Source organism: Streptomyces sp. NBC_01003 (assembly GCF_045162695.1).
In the GTDB taxonomy this organism is placed as follows: domain Bacteria; phylum Actinomycetota; class Actinomycetes; order Streptomycetales; family Streptomycetaceae; genus Streptomyces.
Genome location: NZ_CP108707.1, coordinates 3210534 through 3232910, shown reverse-complemented (window position 1 = coordinate 3232910; position 22377 = coordinate 3210534). Strand labels below are relative to the sequence as shown.

Here is a 22377-nt window from a genome sequence, read left to right as displayed (position 1 = left end):
GTGTTCCTGACGATCAGTACGACCGGCACCCCTGAACGCCCCGCGACCGACCTCGGGTTTCTGCTGCACAAGCATCCCGACAACGCGCAGGCGTTCTCCACCTCGCACGGAACCGCGCACGTCCTCTACCCGGAGGCGTCCCCGGAGCGCTGCACCGCGGCGCTGCTCCTTGAGGTGGATCCGGTCGCGCTCGTGCGCCGCGGCAAGGGCAAGGGCCGCGGCGGTGCCCCCGACGCGGCGCTCGCGCAGTATGTGAACGACCGGCCGTACGCCGCGTCGTCCCTGCTCGCCGTGGCGATCGGCAATGTGTTCTCCAGCGCCCTGCGCGGACAGTGCAAGGCCATGCCCGAGCGGGCCGAGCAGCCGATGCCGCTGCGCATCGAGGTGCCCGCGGTGCCCGCGCGCGGCGGGGCCGCGCTGGTGCGCCGACTCTTCGAGCCGCTCGGCTGGACCACGGTGACGGCCGACCCGGTGGCGCTCGACGAGCAGTTCCCCGAGTGGGGCGACTCGCGCTACGTGCGTCTCGTCCTGGAGGGCGAGCTGAGGCTCGCCGAGGCGCTGCGGCACCTGTATGTGCTGCTGCCCGTGCTCGACGACGCCAAGCACTACTGGGTCTCGGCCGACGAGGTCGACAAGCTGCTTCGGGCGGGTGAGGGCTGGCTGCCCACGCACCCCGAGCAGAAGCTGATCACCAGCCGCTACCTCTCGCGACGCTGGGCACTCACCCGCAGCGCCATGGAGCGCCTGGAGCTGGTGCGGCTCGCCGACGCGGACGACACCGACGTCGAGGCCATCGACAACGCGGTCGACGAGGCGACGGACACCGAGGAGCAGCCCGTACCGCTGGCTGTTCAGCGGCGCGACGCCATCACCGCCGCGCTCAGGGCGGCGGGGGCCGGGCGGGTGCTCGACCTGGGCTGCGGGCAGGGCCAGTTGGTGCACGAGCTACTCAAGGACACCCGGTTCACCGAGGTCGTCGGTGTCGATGTGTCGATGCGGGCCCTGACGATCGCCGCCCGGCGCCTCAGGATCGACCGGATGGGCGAGCGCCAGGCCGCCCGCGTCACGCTGCTCCAGGGCTCGCTCGCGTACACCGACAAGCGGCTCAAGGGGTATGACGCGGCGGTCCTCAGCGAGGTCATCGAGCACCTCGACCTGCCGCGGCTGCCCGCACTGGAGTACGCGGTGTTCGGCTCCGCGCGGCCGAGGACCGTCCTCGTGACGACGCCGAACGTCGAGTACAACGTCCGCTGGGAGACCCTGCCCGCCGGGCACGTCCGGCACGGCGACCACCGCTTCGAGTGGACCCGCGAGGAGTTCCGCACCTGGGCGCGCGCGGTGGCCGAACGGCACGGCTACGACGTGGAGTTCGAGCCCGTAGGACCCGACGACCCGGAGGTCGGCCCGCCCACGCAGATGGCCGTCTTCACCCTGACCGATCAGACCTCGACCGACCAGACCCTGACTGACCGGACCCCGGCCGACCCGAGTCCGAAGGAGGCGAAGGCAGCATGACCACCACCCCCGGTTCCCACGCTCGTACGCTCCCCGTCACCGACCTGTCGCTCGTCGTCCTCGTCGGCGCCTCGGGGTCCGGCAAGTCGACTTTCGCGCGGCGGCACTTCAAGCCCACCGAGATCATCTCCAGCGACTTCTGCCGGGGGCTCGTCGCCGACGACGAGAACGACCAGAGCGCCAGCCGTGACGCCTTCGACGTGCTCCACTACATCGCGGGCAAGCGCCTCGCGGCCGGGCGGCTCACCGTCGTCGACGCGACCAACGTCCAGCAGGAGAGCCGCAAGCAGCTCGTCGACCTGGCGCGGCAGTACGACGTGCTGCCCATCGCCATCGTCCTCGACATCCCGGAGGAGGTCTGCGCCGCGCGCAACGCGGAGCGCGCCGACCGCGCCGGCATGCACCGCCGCGTCATCTCCCGGCACACCCGTGAACTGCGGCGCTCCCTGCGTCACCTGGAGCGTGAGGGCTTCCGAAAGGTCCACATCCTGCGCGGCGCAGAAGAGGCCGACAGCGCCGAGGTCGTACGCGAGAAGCGCTACAACGACCTCACGCACCTCACGGGCCCCTTCGACATCATCGGCGACGTCCACGGCTGCGCCTTTGAACTGGAGACGCTGCTCACCAGGCTCGGTTACACGGACGGTGTGCACCCCGAAGGCCGCACCGCGGTGTTCGTCGGCGACCTCGTCGACCGGGGGCCCGACTCCCCGGGCGTCCTGCGCCGCGTCATGTCGATGGTCAAGTCGGGCCACGCGCTGTGTGTGCCCGGGAACCACGAGAACAAGTTCGGCCGTTACCTCAAGGGCAGAAAGGTCCAGCACACGCACGGCCTCGCCGAGACCGTCGAGCAGTTCGCGGGTGAGAGCGAGGAGTTCACACAGGAGGTCGCGGAGTTCGTCGACGGCCTCGTCAGCCACTACGTCCTCGACGGGGGCAAGCTCGTCGTGTGCCACGCGGGCCTGCCCGAGAAGTACCACGGCCGCACGTCCGGGCGGGTGCGCTCGCACGCGCTGTACGGGGACACGACCGGCGAGACCGACGAGTTCGGCCTGCCCGTGCGCTACCCGTGGGCCGAGGACTACCGGGGCAGCGCGGCCGTCGTCTACGGCCACACGCCGGTCCCGCAGGCCACCTGGCTCAACAACACCATCTGCCTCGACACCGGCGCCGTGTTCGGCGGCAAGCTGACCGCGCTGCGCTGGCCGGAGCGCGAACTCGTCGACGTACCCGCCGAGAGGGTCTGGTACGAGCCGTCGAGGCCGCTGCGGACCGAGGCGCCCGGCGGACACGACGGGCGGCCGCTCGACCTCGCCGACGTGCACGGACGGCGGGCCGTCGAGACCCGGCACGCCGGACGCGTAGCCGTGCGCGAGGAGAACGCGGCGGCGGCCCTGGAGGTCATGAGCCGCTTCGCCGTCGACCCGCGCCTGGTCCCGTACCTGCCGCCGACGATGGCGCCGACGGCGACGTCACGGGAAGGGGCCCGCGGCGGAGCCGCTGATGAGCACTTCCTGGAGCACCCCGCCGAGGCCTTCGCCCAGTACGCCGCCGACGGAGTGGGGCGCGTCGTGTGCGAGGAGAAGCACATGGGCTCGCGGGCCGTGGCCCTGGTGTGCCGGGACGCGGACGTGGCGCGCGAGCGCTTCGGCGTCCCGGAGGGGCCCACCGGCGCGCTCTACACCCGTACCGGACGGTCCTTCTTCGCCGACGAGCAGGTCACCGAGGAGATCCTCGGCCGGGTGCGCGCCGCCGTCACGGACGCCGGCCTGTGGGACGAACTCGACACGGACTGGCTGCTGCTCGACTCGGAGCTGATGCCCTGGTCGCTCAAGGCGTCGGGCCTGCTGCGCTCGCAGTACGCCGCCGTGGGCGCCGCGTCCGGTGCCGTGTTCCCGGGTGCCATCGCCGGCCTGGAAGCGGCGGCGGCGCGCGGCGTCGACGTGGGTGAACTGCTCGGCAGGCAGCGTGAACGGGCCGAAGACGCGGCCGCGTTCACGGACGCCTACCGGCGCTACTGCTGGACGACGGACGGGCTCGACGGGGTGCGGCTCGCGCCGTTCCAGATCCTGGCCGTGCAGGGCCGGTCGCTGGCCGCGCTCCCGCACGACGAGCAGCTCGCCCTCATCGACCGCATGGTCGAGCACGACGGGTCCGGGCTCCTGCAGACCACCCGGCGGCTCTTCGTGGACACCGGCGACGAGGCGTCCGTGAGCGCCGGTGTCGACTGGTGGCTGGAGATGACGGGCCGCGGCGGCGAGGGCATGGTCGTCAAGCCGGTCGAGGCGCTCACGCGCGACGGCAAGGGCCGTCTCGTACAGCCGGGCATCAAGTGCCGGGGCCGCGAGTACCTGCGGATCATCTACGGTCCCGAGTACACGCGCCCCGACCACCTGGAACGCCTGCGCGGCCGCTTCCTCGGGCACAAGCGCTCGCTCGCCGTGCGCGAGTACGCGCTCGGTCTCGAGGCACTCGACCGGCTCGCGGACGGGGAGCCGCTGTGGCGCGTCCACGAAGCGGTGTTCGCGGTCCTCGCGCTCGAGTCGGAGCCGGTCGACCCCAGGCTGTGAGCGCGCGGATGTGAGCCACCACCCAGCTCCTTGATTGCACGGGCACGGGCCGTCCGGCCGGGGAAAGATGGATCCATGGGATTCCACGTCGACTCCGAGGCCGGGCGGCTGCGCCGCGTCATCCTGCACCGCCCCGATCTGGAGCTCAAGCGGCTCACCCCGAGCAACAAGGACGCGCTGCTCTTCGACGACGTGCTGTGGGTACGCCGCGCGCGGCAGGAGCACGACGGGTTCGCCGACGTGCTGCGCGACCGCGGTGTGACCGTGCACCTCTTCGGCGATCTGCTCACCGAGACGCTCGCCGTCGGGGACGCCAGATCCCTCGTCCTCGACCGGGTCTTCGACGAGAAGGAGTACGGGCCGCTCGCCACCGACCACCTCAGGGCCGCCTTCGAGACGATGCCGGCCACGGACCTGGCCGAGGCGCTGGTCGGCGGAATGACCAAGCGGGAGTTCCTCGACCGGCACCCGGAGCCGACGTCGGTCCGCTTCCACGCGATGGACCTCGACGACTTCCTGCTCGGCCCGCTGCCCAACCACCTCTTCACCCGCGACACCTCGGCCTGGATCTACGACGGCGTCTCCATCAACGCGATGCGGTGGCCCGCCCGGCAGCGCGAGACCGTCCACTTCGAGGCGATCTACCGGCACCATCCGCTGTTCCGCGACGCGGGCTTCCACCTGTGGTCTCAGGGGCAGGCCGACTACCCGTCCACGATCGAGGGCGGCGACGTCCTGGTGATCGGGCGGGGCGCCGTCCTCATCGGGATGAGCGAGCGCACCACCCCGCAGGCCGTCGAGATGCTGGCGCACAAGCTGTTCGCGGCGGGCTCCGCGCAGACGATCGTGGCGCTCGACATGCCGAAGCGCCGGGCGTTCATGCACCTCGACACCGTGATGACGATGGTCGACGGCGACACGTTCACGCAGTACGCGGGTCTCGGCATGCTGCGCTCGTACACCATCGAACCTGGCGTGGGCGAGCGGGAATTGAAGGTAACCGACCATCCGCCGGAGCACATGCACCGGGCCATCGCGGCCGCGCTCGGCCTCAGCGAGATCCGGGTCCTGACCGCCACGCAGGACGTGCACGCGGCCGAGCGGGAGCAGTGGGACGACGGGTGCAACGTGCTGGCCGTGGAGCCGGGCGTCGTCGTCGCCTACGAACGCAACGCCACGACGAACACCTATCTGCGCAAGCAGGGCATCGAGGTCATAGAGATCCTCGGCAGCGAGCTGGGGCGCGGCAGGGGCGGCCCGCGCTGCATGAGCTGCCCGGTGGAGAGGGACCCTGTATAGGGGCCCTGTGGAAAAGGCTGCCCGTGGAGTCCTGTATAGAAATGTGTAACGTCGTATAGACTTCCAGTGTCTCTGATGCCCTAGTCCTTTACGCGTACCCCAGGAGCGCCCCATGGCGACAGTCCGTCCCGACCTCACCGGCCGCCACTTCCTCAAGGAGGTGGACTTCACCGCCGAGGAGTTCCGCGGCCTGATCGACCTCGCCGCCGAGTTGAAGGCGGCCAAGAAGGCGGGGACGGAGACGCGGCACCTGGCGGGCCGGAACATCGCGCTGATCTTCGAGAAGACCTCCACGCGTACGCGCTGCGCCTTCGAGGTCGCCGCGGCCGACCAGGGCGCGTTCACGACCTACCTGGACCCGTCCGGCTCGCAGATCGGCCACAAGGAGTCCGTGCGGGACACCGCCCGGGTGCTCGGCCGGATGTTCGACGCCATCGAGTACCGCGGGGACAGCCAGTCCGGCGTCGAGGAACTCGCCGCGTACGCGGGCGTGCCGGTCTACAACGGCCTGACCGACGACTGGCACCCCACGCAGATGCTCGCCGACGTGCTCACGATGGTCGAGCACTGCGGCAAGCCGCTCGACCGGATCGCCTTCGCCTACCTCGGCGACGCCCGCTTCAACATGGGCAACTCGTACCTGGTGACCGGCGCGCTGCTCGGCATGGACGTCCGGATCGTGGCGCCGCGCGAGTACTGGCCGGCCGAGGAGATCGTCGCCGAGGCCCGCAAGCTCGCCGAGGCGAGCGGCGCCCGCGTCACGCTCACCGAGGACGTCGCCGAGGGCGTCGCGGGAGCCGACTTCATCGCCACCGACGTCTGGGTCTCCATGGGCGAGCCCAAGGAGGTGTGGGCCGAGCGCATAACCGCTCTCAAGCCGTACGCCGTGACGATGGACGTCCTGCGCGCCACCGGCAACGCGGACGTCAAGTTCCTGCACTGCCTGCCCGCCTTCCACGACCTGGGCACCAAGGTCGGGCGCGAGATCCACGAGACGTACGGCCTGGACTCGCTGGAGGTCACGGACGAGGTCTTCGAGTCGGCGCACTCGGTCGTCTTCGACGAGGCCGAGAACCGGCTCCACACCATCAAGGCGATCATGGTCGCCACACTGGCCTGACGCCCGCCCCGACAGGGGAGGGGCGTACTACTCCGGGCTCGTCCGCTGCGCCGGTATCGCGGGAAGGGTGAACCAGACCGCCTTGCCGGACGCGGTGGGGCGATGTCCGCAGGACGAGCTCAGGGTGCGGATCAGCAGCAGGCCGCGCCCGTGCTCCTGCCACGGGTCCGGCTCCTCGGCCGGGCCGGGCAGGGTCAGATCGCCGGGCGGCTCCGGGTCACCGTCGTGCACCTCGACCTGACAGCCCGACGGCAGCAGCTCCACCACCAGCTCTATGGGGCCCGCCCCCGCCGTGTGCTCGACGGCGTTCGCCACCAGCTCGGCCGTGAGCAGCTCCGCCGTGTCGCTGTCGGCGGCGGGCGACTCGATCTCCGTCAGGGCCGTGCGCACCAGAGCGCGCGCGACCGGCACCGCGGCCGCGGTGTGCGGCAGTGCGATGCGCCACGAGGTGGGGGCGGGCGGTGTGGGCACGGCGGGTCCGTTCAGGGTGCAGGTGTCCTGACAGGGGGTGACAGGGGCTGACAGCGGAGGAGCTGTCCTGCTTTCAACCATACGAATGGTAGGGCGTCGGTGGACAGAGCCGCCCGACTCCCTTCTTCGTGACGTCCGGCACTGGCCTCCCCGCACCCGCCCTACATGGGCTGTAGGTGGCGCGCTGTCAGGATGGCGTATCGCGTACTCGTGACGGAAGTCACGAACCGGTGATAACTTCATGGGGCGACGTGCCCGAGGCAGGCGCGCCGTCCCGTCCGCCGCCCCCGCCCGAGGAGGCCGCACCGCCATGAGTCCCTTCACCGGCTCCGCGCCCCGCACCGACGACTGGCGGCACCTGAGGTACGCCGTCGACGACGGGGTCGCCACCGTCACCCTGGCCCGCCCCGACAAGCTCAACGCGCTCACCTTCGGCGCCTACGCCGACCTGCGCGACCTGCTCGCCGAGCTGTCCCGTGAGCGCTCCGTACGCGCCCTCGTCCTGGCCGGAGAGGGGCGCGGCTTCTGCTCCGGCGGTGACGTGGACGAGATCATCGGCGCCACCCTGGCCATGGACACCGCCCAGCTCCTCGACTTCAACCGGATGACCGGCCAGGTCGTACGGGCCGTGCGCGAGTGCCCCTTCCCCGTGATCGCCGCCGTGCACGGCGTCGCGGCGGGCGCCGGCGCCGTCCTCGCACTCGCCGCCGACTTCCGCGTCGCCGACCCGAGCGCCCGCTTCGCGTTCCTCTTCACCCGCGTCGGCCTGTCCGGCGGCGACATGGGTGCCGCGTATCTGCTGCCCCGCGTCGTCGGCCTCGGCCACGCGACGCGCCTGCTCATGCTGGGCGAACCGGTGCGCGCCCCGGAGGCCGAGCGCATCGGCCTGATCAGCGAGCTGACCGACGAGGGCCAGGTCGACGAGGCCGCGCAGGCTCTGGCCCGCCGCCTCGCCGAGGGCCCGGCCCTCGCGTACGCCCAGACCAAGGCGCTGCTCACCGCCGAACTCGACATGCCGCTGGCCGCCGCCGTCGAAATGGACGCCGCGACCCAGGCCCTCCTCATGAACGGCGAGGACTACGCCGAGTTCCACGCGGCCTTCACGGAGAAACGCGCCCCCAAATGGCGGGGGCGGTGACCATGGGACCCCTGCGCGTGGCCGTCATCGGCGGCGGACCCGGCGGCCTGTACGCCGCCGCCCTCCTCAAGCGGCTCGACCCGCGCCGCGACATCACGGTCTGGGAGCGCAACGCCCCCGACGACACCTTCGGCTTCGGCGTCGTCCTCTCCGACGAGACGCTCGGCGGCATCGAGCACGCCGACCCCGTCGTCCACGCCGCACTCCAGGCCGAGTTCGTGCGCTGGGACGACATCGATGTCGTGCACCGCGGCACCCGCCGCACCTCGGGCGGCCACGGCTTCGCCGCGCTCGGCCGCCGCAGGCTCCTCGAAATCCTCCACGAGCGCTGCCGGCAGCTCGGCGTGAACCTCCGCTTCCGCTCGGAAGCCCCCTCGGCAGCCGACCTCGCCCGCGACCACGACCTCGTCGTCGCCGCCGACGGAGTGCGCAGCGCGACCCGCGAGGCCCACGCCGACGCATTCCGGCCGCACATCGAGGAGCACCGCTGCCGCTACATCTGGCTCGCCGCCGACTTCGCCTTCGACGCGTTCCGCTTCGAGACCGCCGAGACCGAGCACGGCGTCATGCAGCTGCACGGATACCCGTTCTCGGCGAGCGACAGCACCGTCATCGTCGAGATGCGCGAGGAGGTCTGGCGGGCGGCCGGATTCGACGGGCTCGACGTGCGCGAGTCCGTCGAGCGCTGCGCCAAGATCTTCACCGAGGCCCTCGGCGGCCGTGGCCTGAGGTCGAACAAATCCGCCTGGACCGCCTTCCGCACGGTCGTGAACGAGAAGTGGTCGCACGGGAACGTCGTCCTCGTCGGCGACGCCGCGCACACCGCGCACTTCTCCATCGGCTCCGGCACCAAGCTCGCCGTCGAGGACGCCCTCGCGCTCGCCGCCTGTCTCCAGGAGCAGCCCACCACGGCCGAGGCGCTCGCCGCGTACGAGGCGGAACGGCGGCCCGTCGTCGCCTCCACGCAGCGCGCGGCCCGCGCCAGCCTGGAGTGGTTCGAGAACCTCGGCCTCTATCTCGACCAGCCCTCACACCAGTTCGCGTTCAACCTCCTCACCCGCAGCCGCCGCGTCACGCACGACAACCTGCGCCTGCGCGACCCCCGCTTCACCGAGGCCGTCGAGCGCGACTTCGGCTGCCCGCCCGGCACACCCCCCATGTTCACGCCGCTGCGCCTGCGCGAGCTGACCCTGCGCAACCGCGTCGTCGTCTCGCCCATGGACATGTACTCGTCCCAGGACGGCGTCCCCGGCGACTTCCACCTCGTCCACCTCGGCGCGCGGGCCCTCGGCGGCGCCGGACTCGTCATGACCGAGATGGTGTGTGTCAGCCCCGAGGGCCGCATCACCCCGGGCTGCGCCGGTCTCTACACGCAGGAACAGGCCGCGGTCTGGCGCCGCATCACCGAGTTCGCGCACGCCCAGGCCCCCGGCACGGCGATCGGCGTCCAGCTCGGGCACTCCGGCCGCAAGGGCTCCACGAAACTGATGTGGGAAGGCATCGACGACCCGCTCCCCGACGGGAACTGGCCGCTGGTGGCCGCCTCCCCGCTCCGGTACAAGCCGGGCAGCCAGATTCCGCACGAGCTGACGCGGGACGAACTCGCCGATGTCCGCGAGCAGTTCACGTCCGCCGCCGTGCGCGCCGCCGACGCCGGCTTCGACCTCCTCGAACTGCACTGCGCCCACGGCTATCTGCTGTCCGGGTTCCTGTCGCCGCTGAGCAATCACCGGACCGACGCGTACGGCGGCCCGCTCACGAACCGGCTGCGCTTCCCCCTCGAAGTCTTCGACGCCGTACGCGAAGTGTGGCCCGGTGACCGGCCCATGACCGTCCGGATCTCCGCCACCGACTGGGCGGAGGGCGGCACGGACGCGGCCGACGCCGTAGAGATCGCCCGTGCCTTCGCCGCGCACGGCGCAGACGCGATCGACGTGTCCACCGGCCAGGTCGTCGCCGACGAGAAACCCGCCTACGGACGCTCCTACCAAGTGCCGTTCGCGGACCGGATCCGCAACGAGACCGGCATTCCGGTGGTCTCGGTCGGCGCGATCTCCTCGTGGGACGACGTCAACTCGCTGATCCTGGCCGGGCGCACCGACCTGTGCGCGCTGGCCCGCCCCCACCTCTACGACCCGCACTGGACCCTGCACGCGGCGGCCGAACAGGGCTACGCGGGTCCCGGTGTCGCCTGGCCGAAGCCGTACGAGGCGGGCAGCAGGCCACCGCAGACCGGACGTCTGGACGCGCCCAAGCCCCGGCTCACGCTGGGCGGTTGACGGTGGTGAACGCCGCCCCCGCGTCCCGCAGCCGCTCGTGCAGCGCCCGGAACACGCTCGCCGAGCGGGTCCCCGGCCACCGAGCAGGCAGCAGCCCGGCGGGCAGCCCCGGGTCGGCGTACGGCAGATGGCGCCAGGAGTCGAGGGCGAGGAGGTAGTCCCGGTACGCCTCCTCCGGCGAGGCGTCGCCGGGGGAGCGGGCCTGCCAGGCGGCGAGCACCGGCGCGTGCTCGTCCAGGAACGCCTCGTGCAGCGCGGCGAGACGGTCCAGGTCCCACCAGCGCGCGACCGCGTCCGCCGTCGCCGCGAACCCCAGGTGCTCGCCGCGGAACAGATCGACGTACGGGGAGAGCCCGAGGCGCTCCAGGGTGTGCCGGGTCTCCTCGTGCAGGCCCGCCGGGGCGATCCACACGCCGGGCGCCGCCGAGCCGAAGCCGAGCCCGGCAAGGCGTGAGCGCAGGACGTGCCGCTTGGCGCGCTCGGCCTCCGGCACGGAGAACACCGCGAGCACCCAGCCGTCCGCCCCGCCGGCCGGCGCCCCGTAGATGCGCCGGTCGCCGTCGTCCAGGAGTTGCCGCGCGGCCGGCGACAGCGCGTACCCGGCGGCGCCCGACCCCGTGCGCTCCGGCAGGAGCAGCCCGCGCCGCTTGAGGCGGGACACGCAGGACCGCACGGCGGGCGCGTCGACGCCGACCGCGCCGAGGAGACGGATCAGCTCGGCGACCGGCACGGCGCCGGGAAAGCCGCGCCCGTAGGCGCCGTAGAGGGTGACGATCAGGGACCGGGGAGTGTGCAGGTCGGACACGTGGTCACTCTAGATCGCCGGTGGAGCGCAGCCGGAACCGCTGCAGCTTCCCGGTCGCCGTGCGCGGCAGCGCGTCCAGAAACACGATCTCGCGCGGGCATTTGTACGGCACCAGCTCGGCCTTCACGAACGCCCGCAGCGCCTCCGGGTCCCGGCGGGCGCCCTCGCGCAGCACGACGTAGGCGACCGCGATCTGCCCGCGCTCGTCGTCGGGGCGGCCCACCACCGCGGTCTCCGCGACGTCCGGGTGCCGCAGCAGCACGTCCTCGACCTCAGGGCCCGCGATGTTGTACCCCGCAGAAATGATCATGTCGTCGGCGCGGGCGACGTACCGGAAGTAGCCGTCGGGATCGCGGACATACGTGTCCCCGGTGACGTTCCAGCCGCCGCGGACGTACGTCGTCTGCCGCTCGTCGGCGAGGTAGCGGCAGCCGACCGGGCCGCGCACGGCGAGCAACCCCGGTTCTCCGTCCGGTACTTCGGCCCCGGTGGCGTCGATCACGCGCGCCTGCCAGCCGGGTACGGGCACGCCAGTCGTCCCGGGGCGGATCGCGTCGTCGGCGGCGGAGATGAAGATGTGCAGGAGTTCCGTGGCGCCGATGCCGTTGATGATGCGGATCCCGGTCGCCTCGTGCCAGGCGCGCCAGGTCGCGGCCGGCAGGTTCTCGCCCGCCGAGACGCACCGCCGCAGCGAAGAGAGGGCGCGCCCGTCGGTGCCGTCGATCCCGTCGAGGAGTGCGCGGTACGCGGTCGGCGCGGTGAACAGGACGGACACCCCGTGCTCGGCGATGGCGGGCAGCAGCTGCCGCGGCCCGGCCTGTTCCAGCAGCAGCGACGAGGCGCCGGCCCGTAGCGGGAAGATGACGAGACCGCCGAGCCCGAACGTGAAACCGAGCGGCGGGCTCCCCGCGAACACGTCGTCCGGCCTCGGCCGCAGGACATGGCGCGCGAACGTGTCGGCGATGGCGAGGACGTCCCGGTGGAAGTGCATGCAGCCCTTGGGGCGTCCGGTCGTGCCCGAGGTGAACGCGATCAGGGCGACATCGTCGGCGGCGGTCGCCACGGCGTCGTACGTCTCCGGCTGTCCGGAGCCGCGCCGCAGGAGGTCGTCGGGCCCCTCGCCGCCGTACGGCGTGACCCGTAGCCCGGGCACCTCGGCCTTCACCAGGTCGTCCATGGTCCTGGCGTCGCACAGCGCGTGCGTGACCCGCGCGATGGAGCAGATCGTCGCCAGCTCCTGCGACCGCGCCTGCGCGAGGACGGTGACGGCGACCGCGCCCGCCTTCATCACGGCCAGCCAACAGGCCGCGAGCCAGGGCGTGGTGGGGCCGCGAAGGAGCACCCGGTTCCCCGGCCGCACGCCCAGCTCGCCGCTGAGTACGTGCGCGATCCGGTCGACGCGGCGGAGGAGTTCCCCGTACGTCCACACCTCCCCGTCGCCGGTGCGGAACGCGGGACGCTCCGCGCCGAACCGCTCGACGGTGCGGTCGAGCAGCTCGGCCCCGCAGTTGAGCCGCTGCGGATAGCGCAGTTCGGGGAGGTCGAAGACGAGGTCGGGCCAGAGTTCGGGCGGCGGGAGATGGTCGCGCGCGAAGGTGTCGACGTGGGCCGATGTGTGCTGCGGTGGAGCGTCTGTCATGGCCGTGCGCCCCCTTGTCATGGTGGGCTCGCGCAAACAGGTGTCGGTGGGCTCGCGGAACGAGCGTATCGTGATGGTGACGACAGTCAACGGTCCGCGATAACGTGACGGAGCCGGCCCGAGCCGCCGGCGAACCGGGAGGCGCCGACAGATGACCGCAAAGTCCGCAGCTCCGTCATTCTCGCTCGACCCAGCACAGACCGCCTGGTGTGCCGAGCTGTGCGCGCTCGCCGCCGAGCGGCTCGCACCCCTCGCCGAGAAGGGCGAGCCGGGGAAGGTCAACCGGCCGCTCGTCGCCGAGCTCGGCCGGCTCGGCCTCCTGGAGCGGCTGTTCCGCTCCGGCGCCCTCGACCTGTGCCTGATGCGCGAGTCCCTCGCCCGCGTCTGCACGGAGGCCGAGACCGCTCTCGCCCTTCAGGGACTCGGCGCACACCCCGTGCACGCGTACGGCACCGACGCGCAGCGCGCGCACTGGCTGCCGCGCGTCAGCGACGGCACGGCCGTCGCAGCCTTCGCGCTCAGCGAGCCGGGCGCGGGTTCCGACGCCGCGGCCCTCGCCCTGCGCGCCGAGCCCGACGGCACCGGAGGCTGGTGCCTCATCGGCGAGAAGACCTGGATCTCGAACGCCCCCGAGGCCGACTTCTACACCGTCTTCGCCCGTACGGCCCAGGACGCCGGCGCCCGTGGCGTCACCGCCTTCCTGGTCCCGGCGGACCGCCCCGGCCTCACCGGCACCCCCCTGGACATGCTCTCCCCGCACCCCATCGGCTCCCTCGACTTCGACGCGGTCCCGGTCACCGCCGACGACGTGCTCGGTGAACCGGACCGCGGCTTCCGCGTCGCCATGACCACCCTGAACCTCTTCCGCCCGAGCGTCGGGGCTTTCGCCGTGGGCATGGCGCAGGCCGCGCTCGACGCGACGCTCGACCACACCGCCCGGCGCGACGCGTTCGGCGGCAAGCTGAAGGACCTCCAGACGGTCGCCCACCAGGTGGCCGATCTCGCCCTGCGCACGGAGGCGGCCCGCCTCATGGTCTACGCGGCGGCCTCGGCGTACGACGCGGGCGCTCCCGACGTGCCGCAGCGTGCCGCGATGGCGAAGCTCCTGGCCACCGAGACCGCCCAGCACGTCGTCGACACCGCCGTCCAGCTGCACGGCGCCCGCGCCCTGCAACGCGGCCACCTCCTCGAACACCTCTACCGCGAGGTGAGGGCACCCCGCATCTATGAAGGGGCCAGCGAGGTCCAACGCGCGATCATCGCCAAGGAGTTGTACGCGTGAGCAGTATCGAGCGGATCAATCCACCCGAACTCTCCCCGGCCACCGGCTTCTCGCACGCCGTCACCGCCACCGGCGGCCGCCTGGTCTTCCTCGCCGGACAGACCGCCCTCAATGCGGACGGCAAGATCACCGGCGACACGCTCCCGGAGCAGTTCGAGCGGGCCCTGACCAACCTCCTCACCGCACTGCGCCACGCGGGAGGCACCCCCGACACCCTCGCCCGCGTCACCGTCTACGCCACCGACGTCGCCGACTACCGCACCCATGCACGTGAACTCGGTCGTATCTGGCGCGAGTTGGCGGGCCGCGACTATCCGGCGATGGCGGTGATCGGCACGACGCGGCTGTGGGACGAGCAGGCACTGGTGGAACTGGACGGGCTGGCGGTCTTGCCGGACTAGGGCCTCTCGTTTGGATCAGGCCGGGCTCGCGGGGTCTGGTGCCGTACCTCGCGGCGTTGTCGTCAGTCGCCGACTCCACCAAGCTCTCGGCTGCGCTCGAGCAGGGGGGACCCCCATGACCCCGCTCCCTGATCCGGCCTGATCCAAACGAAAGACCCTAGCTTGATCTTTAACCTGTGCGGCGTGGTCGTGGGGTGGTTGACTTCGTCGTTCTCTTTTTCGCTGCCGCTGTTTTGCGGGGTGTATGCACGTCGTGGCGGGGTGTGGGTCGTGTGTTCATTTGGCCCGGCGGCCGTCCGGGGCCAGGGCGCGAAGGTTTCGGTGCTTGGGCTGGACAGGCCGATTGCGGGCGGATGTGCCGGAAGTCGCGGCGGACTCGGGCGGGGGTGAGTCTGTCCGGCGGGGTGGGTTTCTCCCAGGGACGGCGCCGGTCGGCTGCGAGTGGGCGGGCGAGCCGCAGTTGGGTGTAGGCAGCGAGGATCAGCCAGGTCCATCGGTCGGCTGCCTCGGGGGTGCGGAGCTTTGGGGAGGTCCAGCCGAGGGTCTGTTTGAAGAGGCGGAAGGTGTGCTCGATGTCGAAGCGCCGCAGGTATGCCTGCCAGAGGCGATCGGCGTCTGCTGGTGTGGCGTGGGTGCCTGACCACCACAGCCAGACCGGCTTCGGTGTTGCTCCGCTGGGCAGGTGGTGGATGTCCAGGCGGATCACGGTGCCCTCGACGATGGGGAGGGTGCCGTCGGTTGTGGCCCAGGAGGAGCGGTGGGTCAGTTTGGGGTGGAGTCGGTCCCAGGAACGGGCCCTGGCGGTGCCGTAGAGGCGTGTGTCGGTGACGGTTTCGGTGTCCGGGGTGCACCAGGTGTCAGGCTGTCCGAAGACGAACTCGCCTCCGTGCCGGGGCGGCCGGCCCTGGGTGTGGGGCAGCCGGGGTGGGACAGCCCTGCGCAGGACGCGGTCTGATCGCATCCGGGCCACCACCTGCACGGGCAGGTCCCTCAGGAGGAAGCCGAGGCGGGGGGCGTCGTATCCGGCGTCCGCGACGATGAGGATGTCCGGGTCGCCCGTCTGCCACTGCCCCGCGGTGATCAGGCGCTGAAGCAGATCGCGCAGCTGCCGGGCGGTGACGGTGGCGGTGTCATCGCCGGGCGCCAGACGAAGCGCGTCTAGTGGTGCGGTCCATGAGCTGCGGCCTGGCTCCAGTGCGCAGATGATCGAGTAGGGCCAGCCGGGGACGGGGATGTGCTGGTCTTTTCCTCTGCCGTAGGTGTGGCACAGGATCCGTTGCGGTGAGGTGTGGGCGTCAGGCCGCAGCCAGCAGGTGACATCGATGGCCAGGACCAGTCGGCCGTCAGCAGTCCGCGGCAGTGGCACTTCGGCCAGTGCCCGCCGCAGCTGGCCCGGGTTAATGCGTCCACGGGCCAGAGCGGCGTAGAGCCCGCCATGGCCGCGGCGATGTTCACCCACCAGGGACAGCTCGGCCAGCGACCTCACCGGTCCGTCGCTGCACAGAACGGCATCAGCCAGCTCGAACAACGCGTCCGAACGAGCGGTCAGGCAGGAGTAGAACTCGCCCCGGAAGCATGACAGTTCCGCCAACGGCTCTCGCCGGACAGCATGATGCAGCAGACTCATCCTCACGGCCTTCGTGCTGAATGTGTGTGTTCCTTGGTCGGAGCACATGTTCAGACGAAGGCCGCCTTCATGTCCGGCAGATACCAAACCGAGTGATCAAGTTCGACGGACCATTCGACGCCGCACGTTAAAGATCAAGCTAGGGCCTGTCGTCAAATTCCCGCCTGCCTGGCGGCGTCCGGAACGCACGCTCGCGGCCGACTACTCCTGCGGCAGGATCACCGCGCGTCCGCGCACCGTCCCGTCGTGCAGCCGCTGGTAGGCGGTGGGCGTGTCGTCGATGCCGTACGTCTCCACGTGTACGGAGATGACGTCGGCCCGCGCCAGGTCGAGTACCTCCATCAGCTCGCTGCGGCTGCCCCAGTAAGGGGCTGTCACCGACACCTCGTACGGTGTCGTGCCGAAGCCGACCGCGAGGCTGCCGCCGCCGATGCCCACGATGGCGACATCGCCCTCGACCGCCACGCAGCTGCCCGCCATGGCCACCGTGGGCGCGGCCCCGACGAAGTCGAAGACCGCCTCGGCGCCCCTGCCGCCGGTCAACTCCCTTACCATTCCCACGGATTCGGCGTCCGACAGGATCGCCTCGTGGGCGCCCACCTCACGGGCGAGCGCCAGTTTCTCCTCGTTCACATCGAGCGCGATCACCCAGGCCGGGGACAGCTCGCGCAGGAGCTGGATCGCGACGTGCCCGAGCCCGCCCGTGCCGATCACGACGGCCGTCGACCCCGGCACCAGCTTCGGCAGCGACCGCTTGATCGCGTGGTACGGGGTCAGGCCGGCGTCGGTCAGCGGCACCGCCTGCACCGGGTCGAGGCCGCCGAGCGGCACGATGTGGCGGGGGCTGTCCACGATCATGTACTCGGCCATGGCGCCGGGCGCGCCGAGGCCGGGCGGGAAGATGCCGAGTTCCCTGGCGCGCAGACAGTAATTCTCCTTGCCCTCCGCGCACTTGACGCAGGTGCCACAGCCCCACGGCCCGTAGACGGCGACCGCGTCGCCGACCGCGACATCCGTCACCCCGTCACCCACCTCCGTGACCGTGCCGACGCCCTCGTGGCCGAGCGTGAGCGGCAGCGGGAAGCCCAGCTGCTCGGCGGGCCGGCTCATCACGGCGAAGTCGGAGTGGCAGAGACCGGCCGCCGTCACGCGCAGGAGCACCTGGCCGGGACCGGGGGCGGGCACGGGGATCCGCACGACTTCGGGGGCGGCACCCACCGCGCGGTACTGGACGGCCTTCATCAGCTCGGTCATCGTGCGTTCCTCCCGGGAGCGGTGCGGGGCCCCGTGGCAGCCCTCCCCGGGATGAATGTCACCGGGCGGCGGCCGTCACACCCGAAGATCTGCTCAGTGGTCCATGTGCGCCGCGATGTCCTCGGCGCACGCGCGCAGGGCCGGGACGCGCGCGCAGTTCGTCGGCGCCGGTCAGGGCGACGGCCGCGCCGAGCGAGACGGCGAGGCGCGGCGCCTCCCCGTGCGGGGAGGGCACGGCGACGGCGATGGACCGGACGCCGACCTCGTTCTCCTCGTCGACCTCGGCCCAGCCGCGTTCGCGCACGGCGTCGAGCTCCTTGCGGACCGCCGCCGGGTCGGTCACCGTGCGGTCGGTCACCGCGGCCAGCTCGGCCGCGAGCAACTCGTCGCGCTCACGCTCGGGCAGGCCCGCGACGAGGACCTTGCCGAGCGAGGTCGCGTGCCAGGCGTTACGGGTGCCCTCCGCACTGCGCAGCTGGAGGTGCTGGGTGCCCTGCGCGGTGAGGACGAGCAGCACGTCCGTGTCGTAGAGGATGCCCGCGATGGCGGGCAGGCCCGTGCGGTCGGCGAGCCTGCGCATCGGAGCCGCCGCCGCGGAGTAGCCGGCCGGTGAGCGCTGGAAACCCCGCGACAGTTCGAGCACCCGGGCCCCCAGGGCGTAGCGCCGGGTGTCCTCGTCGTACGCCACGAACCGTTCGGCGGCGAGCCGCCCGAGGAGCCGGTGGGCGCTGCTGACCGGGAGCGCCGCGGCGCGGGCCGCGGCGCTCACCCCGAGGCCCGCGGGATGGTCGGCGAGCACGGTGAGGAGTCGCAGGCCCCGGCCGAGCATGTCGTCGCCGGACGTCGTGGTCACGCTGCTCGTCTCCCGTGTGCTGCGCCCGTACGCCGGGACCGGTTCCCGGCGCACTCAGGTGGTGGTGGCAGCGGTGGGCTGCCGGTTCACCGTACCCGGGCGTGAACCGGACGGCCGGGGCTCGTGCACCGCCAGCATCAGCGCGGCCGAGACCAGCGCGCCCGCCGCCATGAACGCGAAGGCCCCCGCGTCGCCGAGCGACGTGCCGCGTACCCAGCCCACGAGATACGTCCCGGCGAACGAGCCGAGCGCGCCGAACGAGTTGACCAGCGCCACCGCCGCGCCCGAGACGCCCGCCGGGGCGAGCGTGGAGACGAGGGCGAAGTACGGGCCGTAGGGCGCGTACAGGCACAGTCCGGCCACCACGAGCAGCGCGAGCGCCACGGGGAAGTGGGACCCGGCCGCGTACGAGCCGAAGAGGGCGAGGCCGCCGGCGGCGAGCCAGGGCCACACGGCCGCCTTGCGCCGCCCGCTGCGGTCGGACAGGCGCGAGTTGAGCAACATGGCGACGACCGCGAACGCGTACGGCACGGCGGTCAGCAGACCGGTGCTGCCGATGCCCTCACAGGAGCCCTTCTTTTTTCTCGACGGCAGCCAGAAGTTGACTTCCTCCCCCCTCGTAAACGAGGGGGGATTCCTACGGCTCGCGCCGTGGGGCTTCCTGCTTCGTCGCCGACTGCCCGCCCGGAGTTCTCCGTTGAGGTCTTACACCGGCTCCACAGGCTGTCACCGTCAGTCCGACGGCCAGCAGGTTCTTCGCCGCGTTCACGTCCCGGTCGTGGGTCGTGCCACAGCTTCCGCACGTCCAGGTACGGACGTTGAGCGGCATCTTCTCCTGGAGAGTGCCGCAGGAGGAGCACAGCTTGGACGAGGGGAAGAAGCGGTCGACCGCGACCACGTCCCGCCCGTACCAGGCGGCTTTGTACTCCAGCATGCTCCGGAACTCGGCCCACGCCGCGTCGCTGATGGCGCGGGCCAGGTGCCGATTCTTGACCATGTTGCGGACGGTCAGGTCCTCCATCACGAGCGTTTGGTTCTCACGCACGAGTCGGGTGGTCAGCTTGTGCAGGTGGTCTCGGCGCCGGTCGGCGATCCGGGCGTGGATCTTGGCGACCTTGCGTCGGGCCTTGGCCCGGTTCGCCGACCCCGTGGCCTTCTTCGCCAGGCGACTGTGGGCCAGGGACAGCCTGGCACGGTCGCGGCGCTCATGGCGCGGGTTGGCGATCTTCTCACCGGTGGACAGGGTCAGCAGGTGGTTAAGGCCGACGTCGATACCGACCGCGTTGCCGTTCGCGGGCAGCGGCTGGACGCCGGGGTCCTCGCACAGCATGGAGACGAACCAGCGCCCCGCCGTGTCCTGGGACACGGTCACGGTGGACGGCTTCGCTCCCTCCGGGAGCGGTCGGGACCAGACGATGTCCAACGGCTGCGACATCTTCGCCAGCGTCAGCTGGCCGTCACGGAAGCGGAAGCCGGACGTGGTGTATTCGGCGGACTTGTGGGACTTCTTCTTCGACTTGAAGCGCGGGTACTTCGCCCGCTTGGCGAAGAAGTGGGTGAACGCCGTCTGCAAGTGCCGCAAGCACTGCTGGAGCGGTACCGAAGAGACTTCGTTGAGGAACACGAGTTCCTCGGTCTTCTTCCATGCCGTCAGCATCGCCGACGTGGCGTTGTAGTTCACCCGCTCCTGCCGCGCCCACGCCTCCGTACGGGCCGCGAGCGCCAGGTTGTAGACCTTGCGCACGCAACCGAACGTGCGCGACAGCTCGGCTGCCTGCGCATCGGTCGGATAGAAGCGGTACTTGAACGCCCGCTTCACGCACGTCGTGGTCGCTCTCACAAACTAGTGGTGCCACACGTGAAGGCCAAACCTGCCGGTCAGAGCACGGTCTTTCGCCCTTGGCGGCGAAACCCCGCTCCCTGTCCTGCTCCGTGGGGGTTTCCCTTTCCTCCCCCGGCTCAGACAGGGGGTACCCACGAAAGGACTCGGGGGAAGAAGGAGTTGGCCGCGCTGCCGGACGGCGCCCTCGTCGTCAACGTCGGCCGCGGCCGCACCCTCGACACCGAGGCCCTGCTCGCCGAGACCGCCACGGGCCGGCTGCGCGCCGCGCTCGACGTCACCGACCCGGAGCCCCTCCCGGCGGACCACCCCCTGCGCCACGCCCCCGGAGTCCTCATCACCCCGCACGTGGCCGGCGGTTCGGCGGCCTTCCGCCCGCGCGCCGAGCGCCTGATCGCGGAGCAGATACGCCGATGGGCCGCGGAAGAGGAACTGCTCAACCTCTTCCCGCGGCCCTGAACGGCGCCAATCGAGTCAGATGTCCCGGAACGTCTCGATCTGCGCGCCGACGGAGTTGAGCCGCTCGGCCAGGTCCTCGTAGCCGCGGTTGATCACGTAGACGTTGCGCAGCACGGACGTGCCCTCGGCGGCCATCATCGCGAGGAGTACGACGACGGCGGGGCGCAGCGCGGGCGGGCACATCATCTCGGCGGCGCGCCAGCGCGTCGGGCCCTCGACGAGGACGCGGTGCGGGTCGAGCAGCTGGAGGCGCCCGCCGAGCCGGTTCAGGTCGGTGAGATAGATCGCGCGGTTGTCGTAGACCCAGTCGTGGATGAGGGTCTGGCCCTGCGCCGCCGCGGCGATGGCCGCGAAGAAGGGCACGTTGTCGATGTTGAGGCCCGGGAACGGCATCGGGTGGATCTTGTCGATCGGCGCCTCCAGTTTGGAGGGCCGGACGGTGAGGTCCACCAGGCGCGTGCGGCCGTTGTCCGCGAAGTACTCGGCCGTGCGGTCGTGGTCGAGGCCCATCTCCTCCAGGACCGCGAGCTCGATCTCCAGGAACTCGATCGGCACCCGCTTCACCGTCAGTTCGGACTCGGTGACCACCGCGGCGGCAAGCAGGCTCATCGCCTCGACCGGGTCCTCGGACGGCGAGTAGTCCACGTCGACGTCGATCTGCGGCACGCCGTGCACGGTGAGGGTGGTCGTGCCGATGCCCTCGACGCGTACGCCCAGGGCCTCCAGGAAGAAGCAGAGGTCCTGGACCATGTAGTTCGAGGACGCGTTGCGGATGACGGTGGCGCCGTCGTGGCGGGCGGCCGCGAGCAGCGCGTTCTCGGTCACGGTGTCGCCGCGCTCGGTCAGCACGATCGGCCGGCCGGGGGAGACCCCCGCCTCGACCTGCGCGTGGTAGAGCCCCTCGGTCGCCGTGATGTCCAGGCCGAACCGGCGCAGCGCGATCATGTGCGGCTCGATGGTGCGGGTGCCGAGGTCGCAGCCGCCCGCGTACGGCAGCTTGAAGTGGTCGAGGCGGTGCAGGAGCGGGCCGAGGAACATGATGATCGAGCGCGTGCGGCGGGCGGCGGCCGCGTCGATGGCGTCCATGTCGAGGGCGGCCGGCGGCACGATCTCCAGGTCCACGCCGTCGTTTATCCACCGGGTGCGGACGCCGATGGAGTTCAGGACCTCGAGGAGGCGGTAGACCTCCTCGATGCGGGCGACGCGGCGCAGGGTGGTGCGGCCCCGGTTGAGGAGCGAGGCGCACAGCAGCGCCACGCAGGCGTTCTTGCTCGTCTTCACGTCGATCGCCCCGGACAGGCGACGGCCGCCGACCACGCGCAGGTGCATCGGACCCGAGTAGCCCAGGGAGACGATTTCACTGTCGAGCGCTTCGCCGATGCGGGCGATCATCTCAAGGCTGATGTTCTGGTTGCCCCGCTCGATGCGGTTGACGGCGCTCTGGCTGGTACCGAGCGCCTCGGCAAGCTGCGACTGTGTCCAGCCCCGGTGCTGACGGGCGTCACGGATGAGCTTGCCGATGCGTACGAGGTAGTCGTCTGCCATGTCGGCAGGCTATCTCACATATGAGATGCCGCATTCCGAGGGGTCCATTGGAGTGACGGGCCGTCAATCGGCCCTGGTGGCGCGCGGGCGCGTGTGCGGGACGATGAGGGGGACGGTCCGCCGGTGGCGCGGCGGGACGGCTCGGCCAAGGCCGGGCATGACCAGTCCGGCCTCATGTATTAGAGTTATCTCGACATCGAGATATCTACAGAGGCACACCGCAGCCGCCATGCCCGGTAAGGGTTACCTAACTTAGCCTTACCTTAGCGGATCGGCGAAA

At 71.3% G+C, this 22377-nt stretch carries 17 protein-coding genes and 1 pseudogene; 9 read left to right on the top strand and 9 right to left on the bottom strand.

Translation table 11 applies throughout. From position 1 onward, the window contains the following. The 4 genes from OG698_RS14770 (at window position 1) to argF (ending at window position 6504) form a co-directional block, all read left to right on the top strand. Entirely contained in the window at window positions 1-1515 is a 1515-nt protein-coding gene (locus OG698_RS14770; RefSeq protein ID WP_406103460.1) for a 3' terminal RNA ribose 2'-O-methyltransferase Hen1, read from the top strand. Continuing rightward, on the top strand, window positions 1512-4085 hold the full coding sequence (locus tag OG698_RS14765; protein WP_406103459.1) for a polynucleotide kinase-phosphatase: 2574 nt from the start codon (window positions 1512-1514) through the stop codon (window positions 4083-4085). Before OG698_RS14770 ends, OG698_RS14765 begins: the two co-directional genes overlap by 4 nt. Before the next feature lie 75 nt (window positions 4086-4160). Beyond that, the gene (locus tag OG698_RS14760; protein ID WP_406103458.1) at window positions 4161-5384 is read left to right on the top strand and encodes an arginine deiminase; all 1224 of its coding nucleotides are present in this window, start codon (window positions 4161-4163) and stop codon (window positions 5382-5384) included. 112 nt (window positions 5385-5496) lie between these two features. Next, window positions 5497-6504 carry an ornithine carbamoyltransferase gene (argF, locus tag OG698_RS14755; protein WP_406103457.1) on the top strand — a complete coding sequence of 336 codons (1008 nt, stop codon included), beginning with the start codon at window positions 5497-5499 and terminating at the stop codon, window positions 6502-6504. Window positions 6505-6531: 27 nt separating this feature from the next. Here argF and OG698_RS14750 read toward each other — a convergent pair whose 3' ends face one another. Beyond that, on the bottom strand, window positions 6532-7056 hold the full coding sequence (locus tag OG698_RS14750) for an ATP-binding protein (RefSeq protein WP_406103456.1): 525 nt from the start codon (window positions 7054-7056) through the stop codon (window positions 6532-6534). A gap of 229 nt (window positions 7057-7285) precedes the next feature. Between OG698_RS14750 and OG698_RS14745 the strand changes: the two genes are divergently transcribed. Then, window positions 7286-8113, top strand: coding sequence for an enoyl-CoA hydratase family protein (locus OG698_RS14745; RefSeq protein ID WP_100591225.1), 828 nt, complete (start codon window positions 7286-7288; stop codon window positions 8111-8113). After that, window positions 8098-10392, top strand: coding sequence for a bifunctional salicylyl-CoA 5-hydroxylase/oxidoreductase (locus OG698_RS14740; RefSeq protein WP_406103455.1), 2295 nt, complete (start codon window positions 8098-8100; stop codon window positions 10390-10392). Before OG698_RS14745 ends, OG698_RS14740 begins: the two co-directional genes overlap by 16 nt. Here the strand turns inward: OG698_RS14740 and OG698_RS14735 are convergent. Further along, a complete protein-coding gene (locus tag OG698_RS14735; protein WP_406103454.1) occupies window positions 10376-11197 on the bottom strand; it encodes a PaaX family transcriptional regulator C-terminal domain-containing protein in 822 nt (273 codons plus the stop codon). The genes OG698_RS14740 and OG698_RS14735 overlap by 17 nt on opposite strands. A 4-nt stretch (window positions 11198-11201) precedes the next feature. After that, window positions 11202-12836 carry an AMP-binding protein gene (locus tag OG698_RS14730; protein ID WP_406103453.1) on the bottom strand — a complete coding sequence of 545 codons (1635 nt, stop codon included), beginning with the start codon at window positions 12834-12836 and terminating at the stop codon, window positions 11202-11204. A 151-nt stretch (window positions 12837-12987) separates the two neighbouring features. Between OG698_RS14730 and OG698_RS14725 the strand changes: the two genes are divergently transcribed. Together OG698_RS14725 and OG698_RS14720 are read left to right on the top strand one after the other, a co-directional pair. Then, on the top strand, window positions 12988-14118 hold the full coding sequence (locus OG698_RS14725) for an acyl-CoA dehydrogenase family protein (protein WP_406103452.1): 1131 nt from the start codon (window positions 12988-12990) through the stop codon (window positions 14116-14118). Beyond that, on the top strand, window positions 14115-14519 hold the full coding sequence (locus OG698_RS14720; RefSeq protein WP_406103451.1) for a RidA family protein: 405 nt from the start codon (window positions 14115-14117) through the stop codon (window positions 14517-14519). The genes OG698_RS14725 and OG698_RS14720 overlap by 4 nt, the downstream gene beginning before the upstream one ends. A gap of 169 nt (window positions 14520-14688) precedes the next feature. Here OG698_RS14720 and OG698_RS14715 read toward each other — a convergent pair whose 3' ends face one another. The 5 genes from OG698_RS14715 to OG698_RS14695 all read right to left on the bottom strand — a co-directional run bounded on the left by OG698_RS14715 (window position 14689) and on the right by OG698_RS14695 (window position 20093). Further along, window positions 14689-16146 (bottom strand): NF041680 family putative transposase, encoded by a 1458-nt coding sequence (locus OG698_RS14715; RefSeq protein ID WP_406103450.1) that lies wholly within the window; start codon window positions 16144-16146, stop codon window positions 14689-14691. Window positions 16147-16347: 201 nt separating this feature from the next. Beyond that, window positions 16348-17388 carry an NAD(P)-dependent alcohol dehydrogenase gene (locus OG698_RS14710; protein WP_406111076.1) on the bottom strand — a complete coding sequence of 347 codons (1041 nt, stop codon included), beginning with the start codon at window positions 17386-17388 and terminating at the stop codon, window positions 16348-16350. 70 nt (window positions 17389-17458) lie between these two features. Next, window positions 17459-18253: an IclR family transcriptional regulator gene (locus OG698_RS14705; protein ID WP_406103449.1), complete on the bottom strand. Its 795-nt coding sequence runs from the start codon at window positions 18251-18253 to the stop codon at window positions 17459-17461. 54 nt (window positions 18254-18307) lie between these two features. Next, entirely contained in the window at window positions 18308-18793 is a 486-nt protein-coding gene (locus OG698_RS14700) for an MFS transporter (protein WP_406111074.1), read from the bottom strand. A gap of 97 nt (window positions 18794-18890) precedes the next feature. Next, window positions 18891-20093 carry an RNA-guided endonuclease InsQ/TnpB family protein gene (locus OG698_RS14695; RefSeq protein WP_406103448.1) on the bottom strand — a complete coding sequence of 401 codons (1203 nt, stop codon included), beginning with the start codon at window positions 20091-20093 and terminating at the stop codon, window positions 18891-18893. A 150-nt stretch (window positions 20094-20243) separates the two neighbouring features. Here OG698_RS14695 and OG698_RS14690 point away from each other — a divergent pair. After that, a pseudogene (locus tag OG698_RS14690) lies at window positions 20244-20552 on the top strand (NAD(P)-dependent oxidoreductase); the annotation flags it as partial. A 15-nt stretch (window positions 20553-20567) separates the two neighbouring features. Here OG698_RS14690 and OG698_RS14685 read toward each other — a convergent pair. Next, a complete protein-coding gene (locus OG698_RS14685) occupies window positions 20568-22097 on the bottom strand; it encodes a helix-turn-helix domain-containing protein (RefSeq protein ID WP_406103447.1) in 1530 nt (509 codons plus the stop codon). Between the last annotated feature and the right edge of the window lie 280 nt (window positions 22098-22377).

Excerpts from the sequence above, each read along its gene's own strand:
- OG698_RS14765 (WP_406103459.1), top strand. The coding sequence starts at position 1,512 with ATGACCACCACCCCCGGTTCCCACGCTCGTACGCTCCCCGTCACCGAC.
- OG698_RS14760 (WP_406103458.1), top strand. The coding sequence starts at position 4,161 with ATGGGATTCCACGTCGACTCCGAGGCCGGGCGGCTGCGCCGCGTCATC.
- argF (WP_406103457.1), top strand. The coding sequence starts at position 5,497 with ATGGCGACAGTCCGTCCCGACCTCACCGGCCGCCACTTCCTCAAGGAG.
- OG698_RS14750 (WP_406103456.1), bottom strand. The coding sequence starts at position 7,056 with ATGGTTGAAAGCAGGACAGCTCCTCCGCTGTCAGCCCCTGTCACCCCC.
- OG698_RS14745 (WP_100591225.1), top strand. The coding sequence starts at position 7,286 with ATGAGTCCCTTCACCGGCTCCGCGCCCCGCACCGACGACTGGCGGCAC.
- OG698_RS14740 (WP_406103455.1), top strand. The coding sequence starts at position 8,098 with ATGGCGGGGGCGGTGACCATGGGACCCCTGCGCGTGGCCGTCATCGGC.
- OG698_RS14730 (WP_406103453.1), bottom strand. The coding sequence starts at position 12,836 with ATGACAGACGCTCCACCGCAGCACACATCGGCCCACGTCGACACCTTC.
- OG698_RS14725 (WP_406103452.1), top strand. The coding sequence starts at position 12,988 with ATGACCGCAAAGTCCGCAGCTCCGTCATTCTCGCTCGACCCAGCACAG.
- OG698_RS14715 (WP_406103450.1), bottom strand. The coding sequence starts at position 16,146 with ATGAGTCTGCTGCATCATGCTGTCCGGCGAGAGCCGTTGGCGGAACTG.
- OG698_RS14710 (WP_406111076.1), bottom strand. The coding sequence starts at position 17,388 with ATGAAGGCCGTCCAGTACCGCGCGGTGGGTGCCGCCCCCGAAGTCGTG.
- OG698_RS14685 (WP_406103447.1), bottom strand. The coding sequence starts at position 22,097 with ATGGCAGACGACTACCTCGTACGCATCGGCAAGCTCATCCGTGACGCC.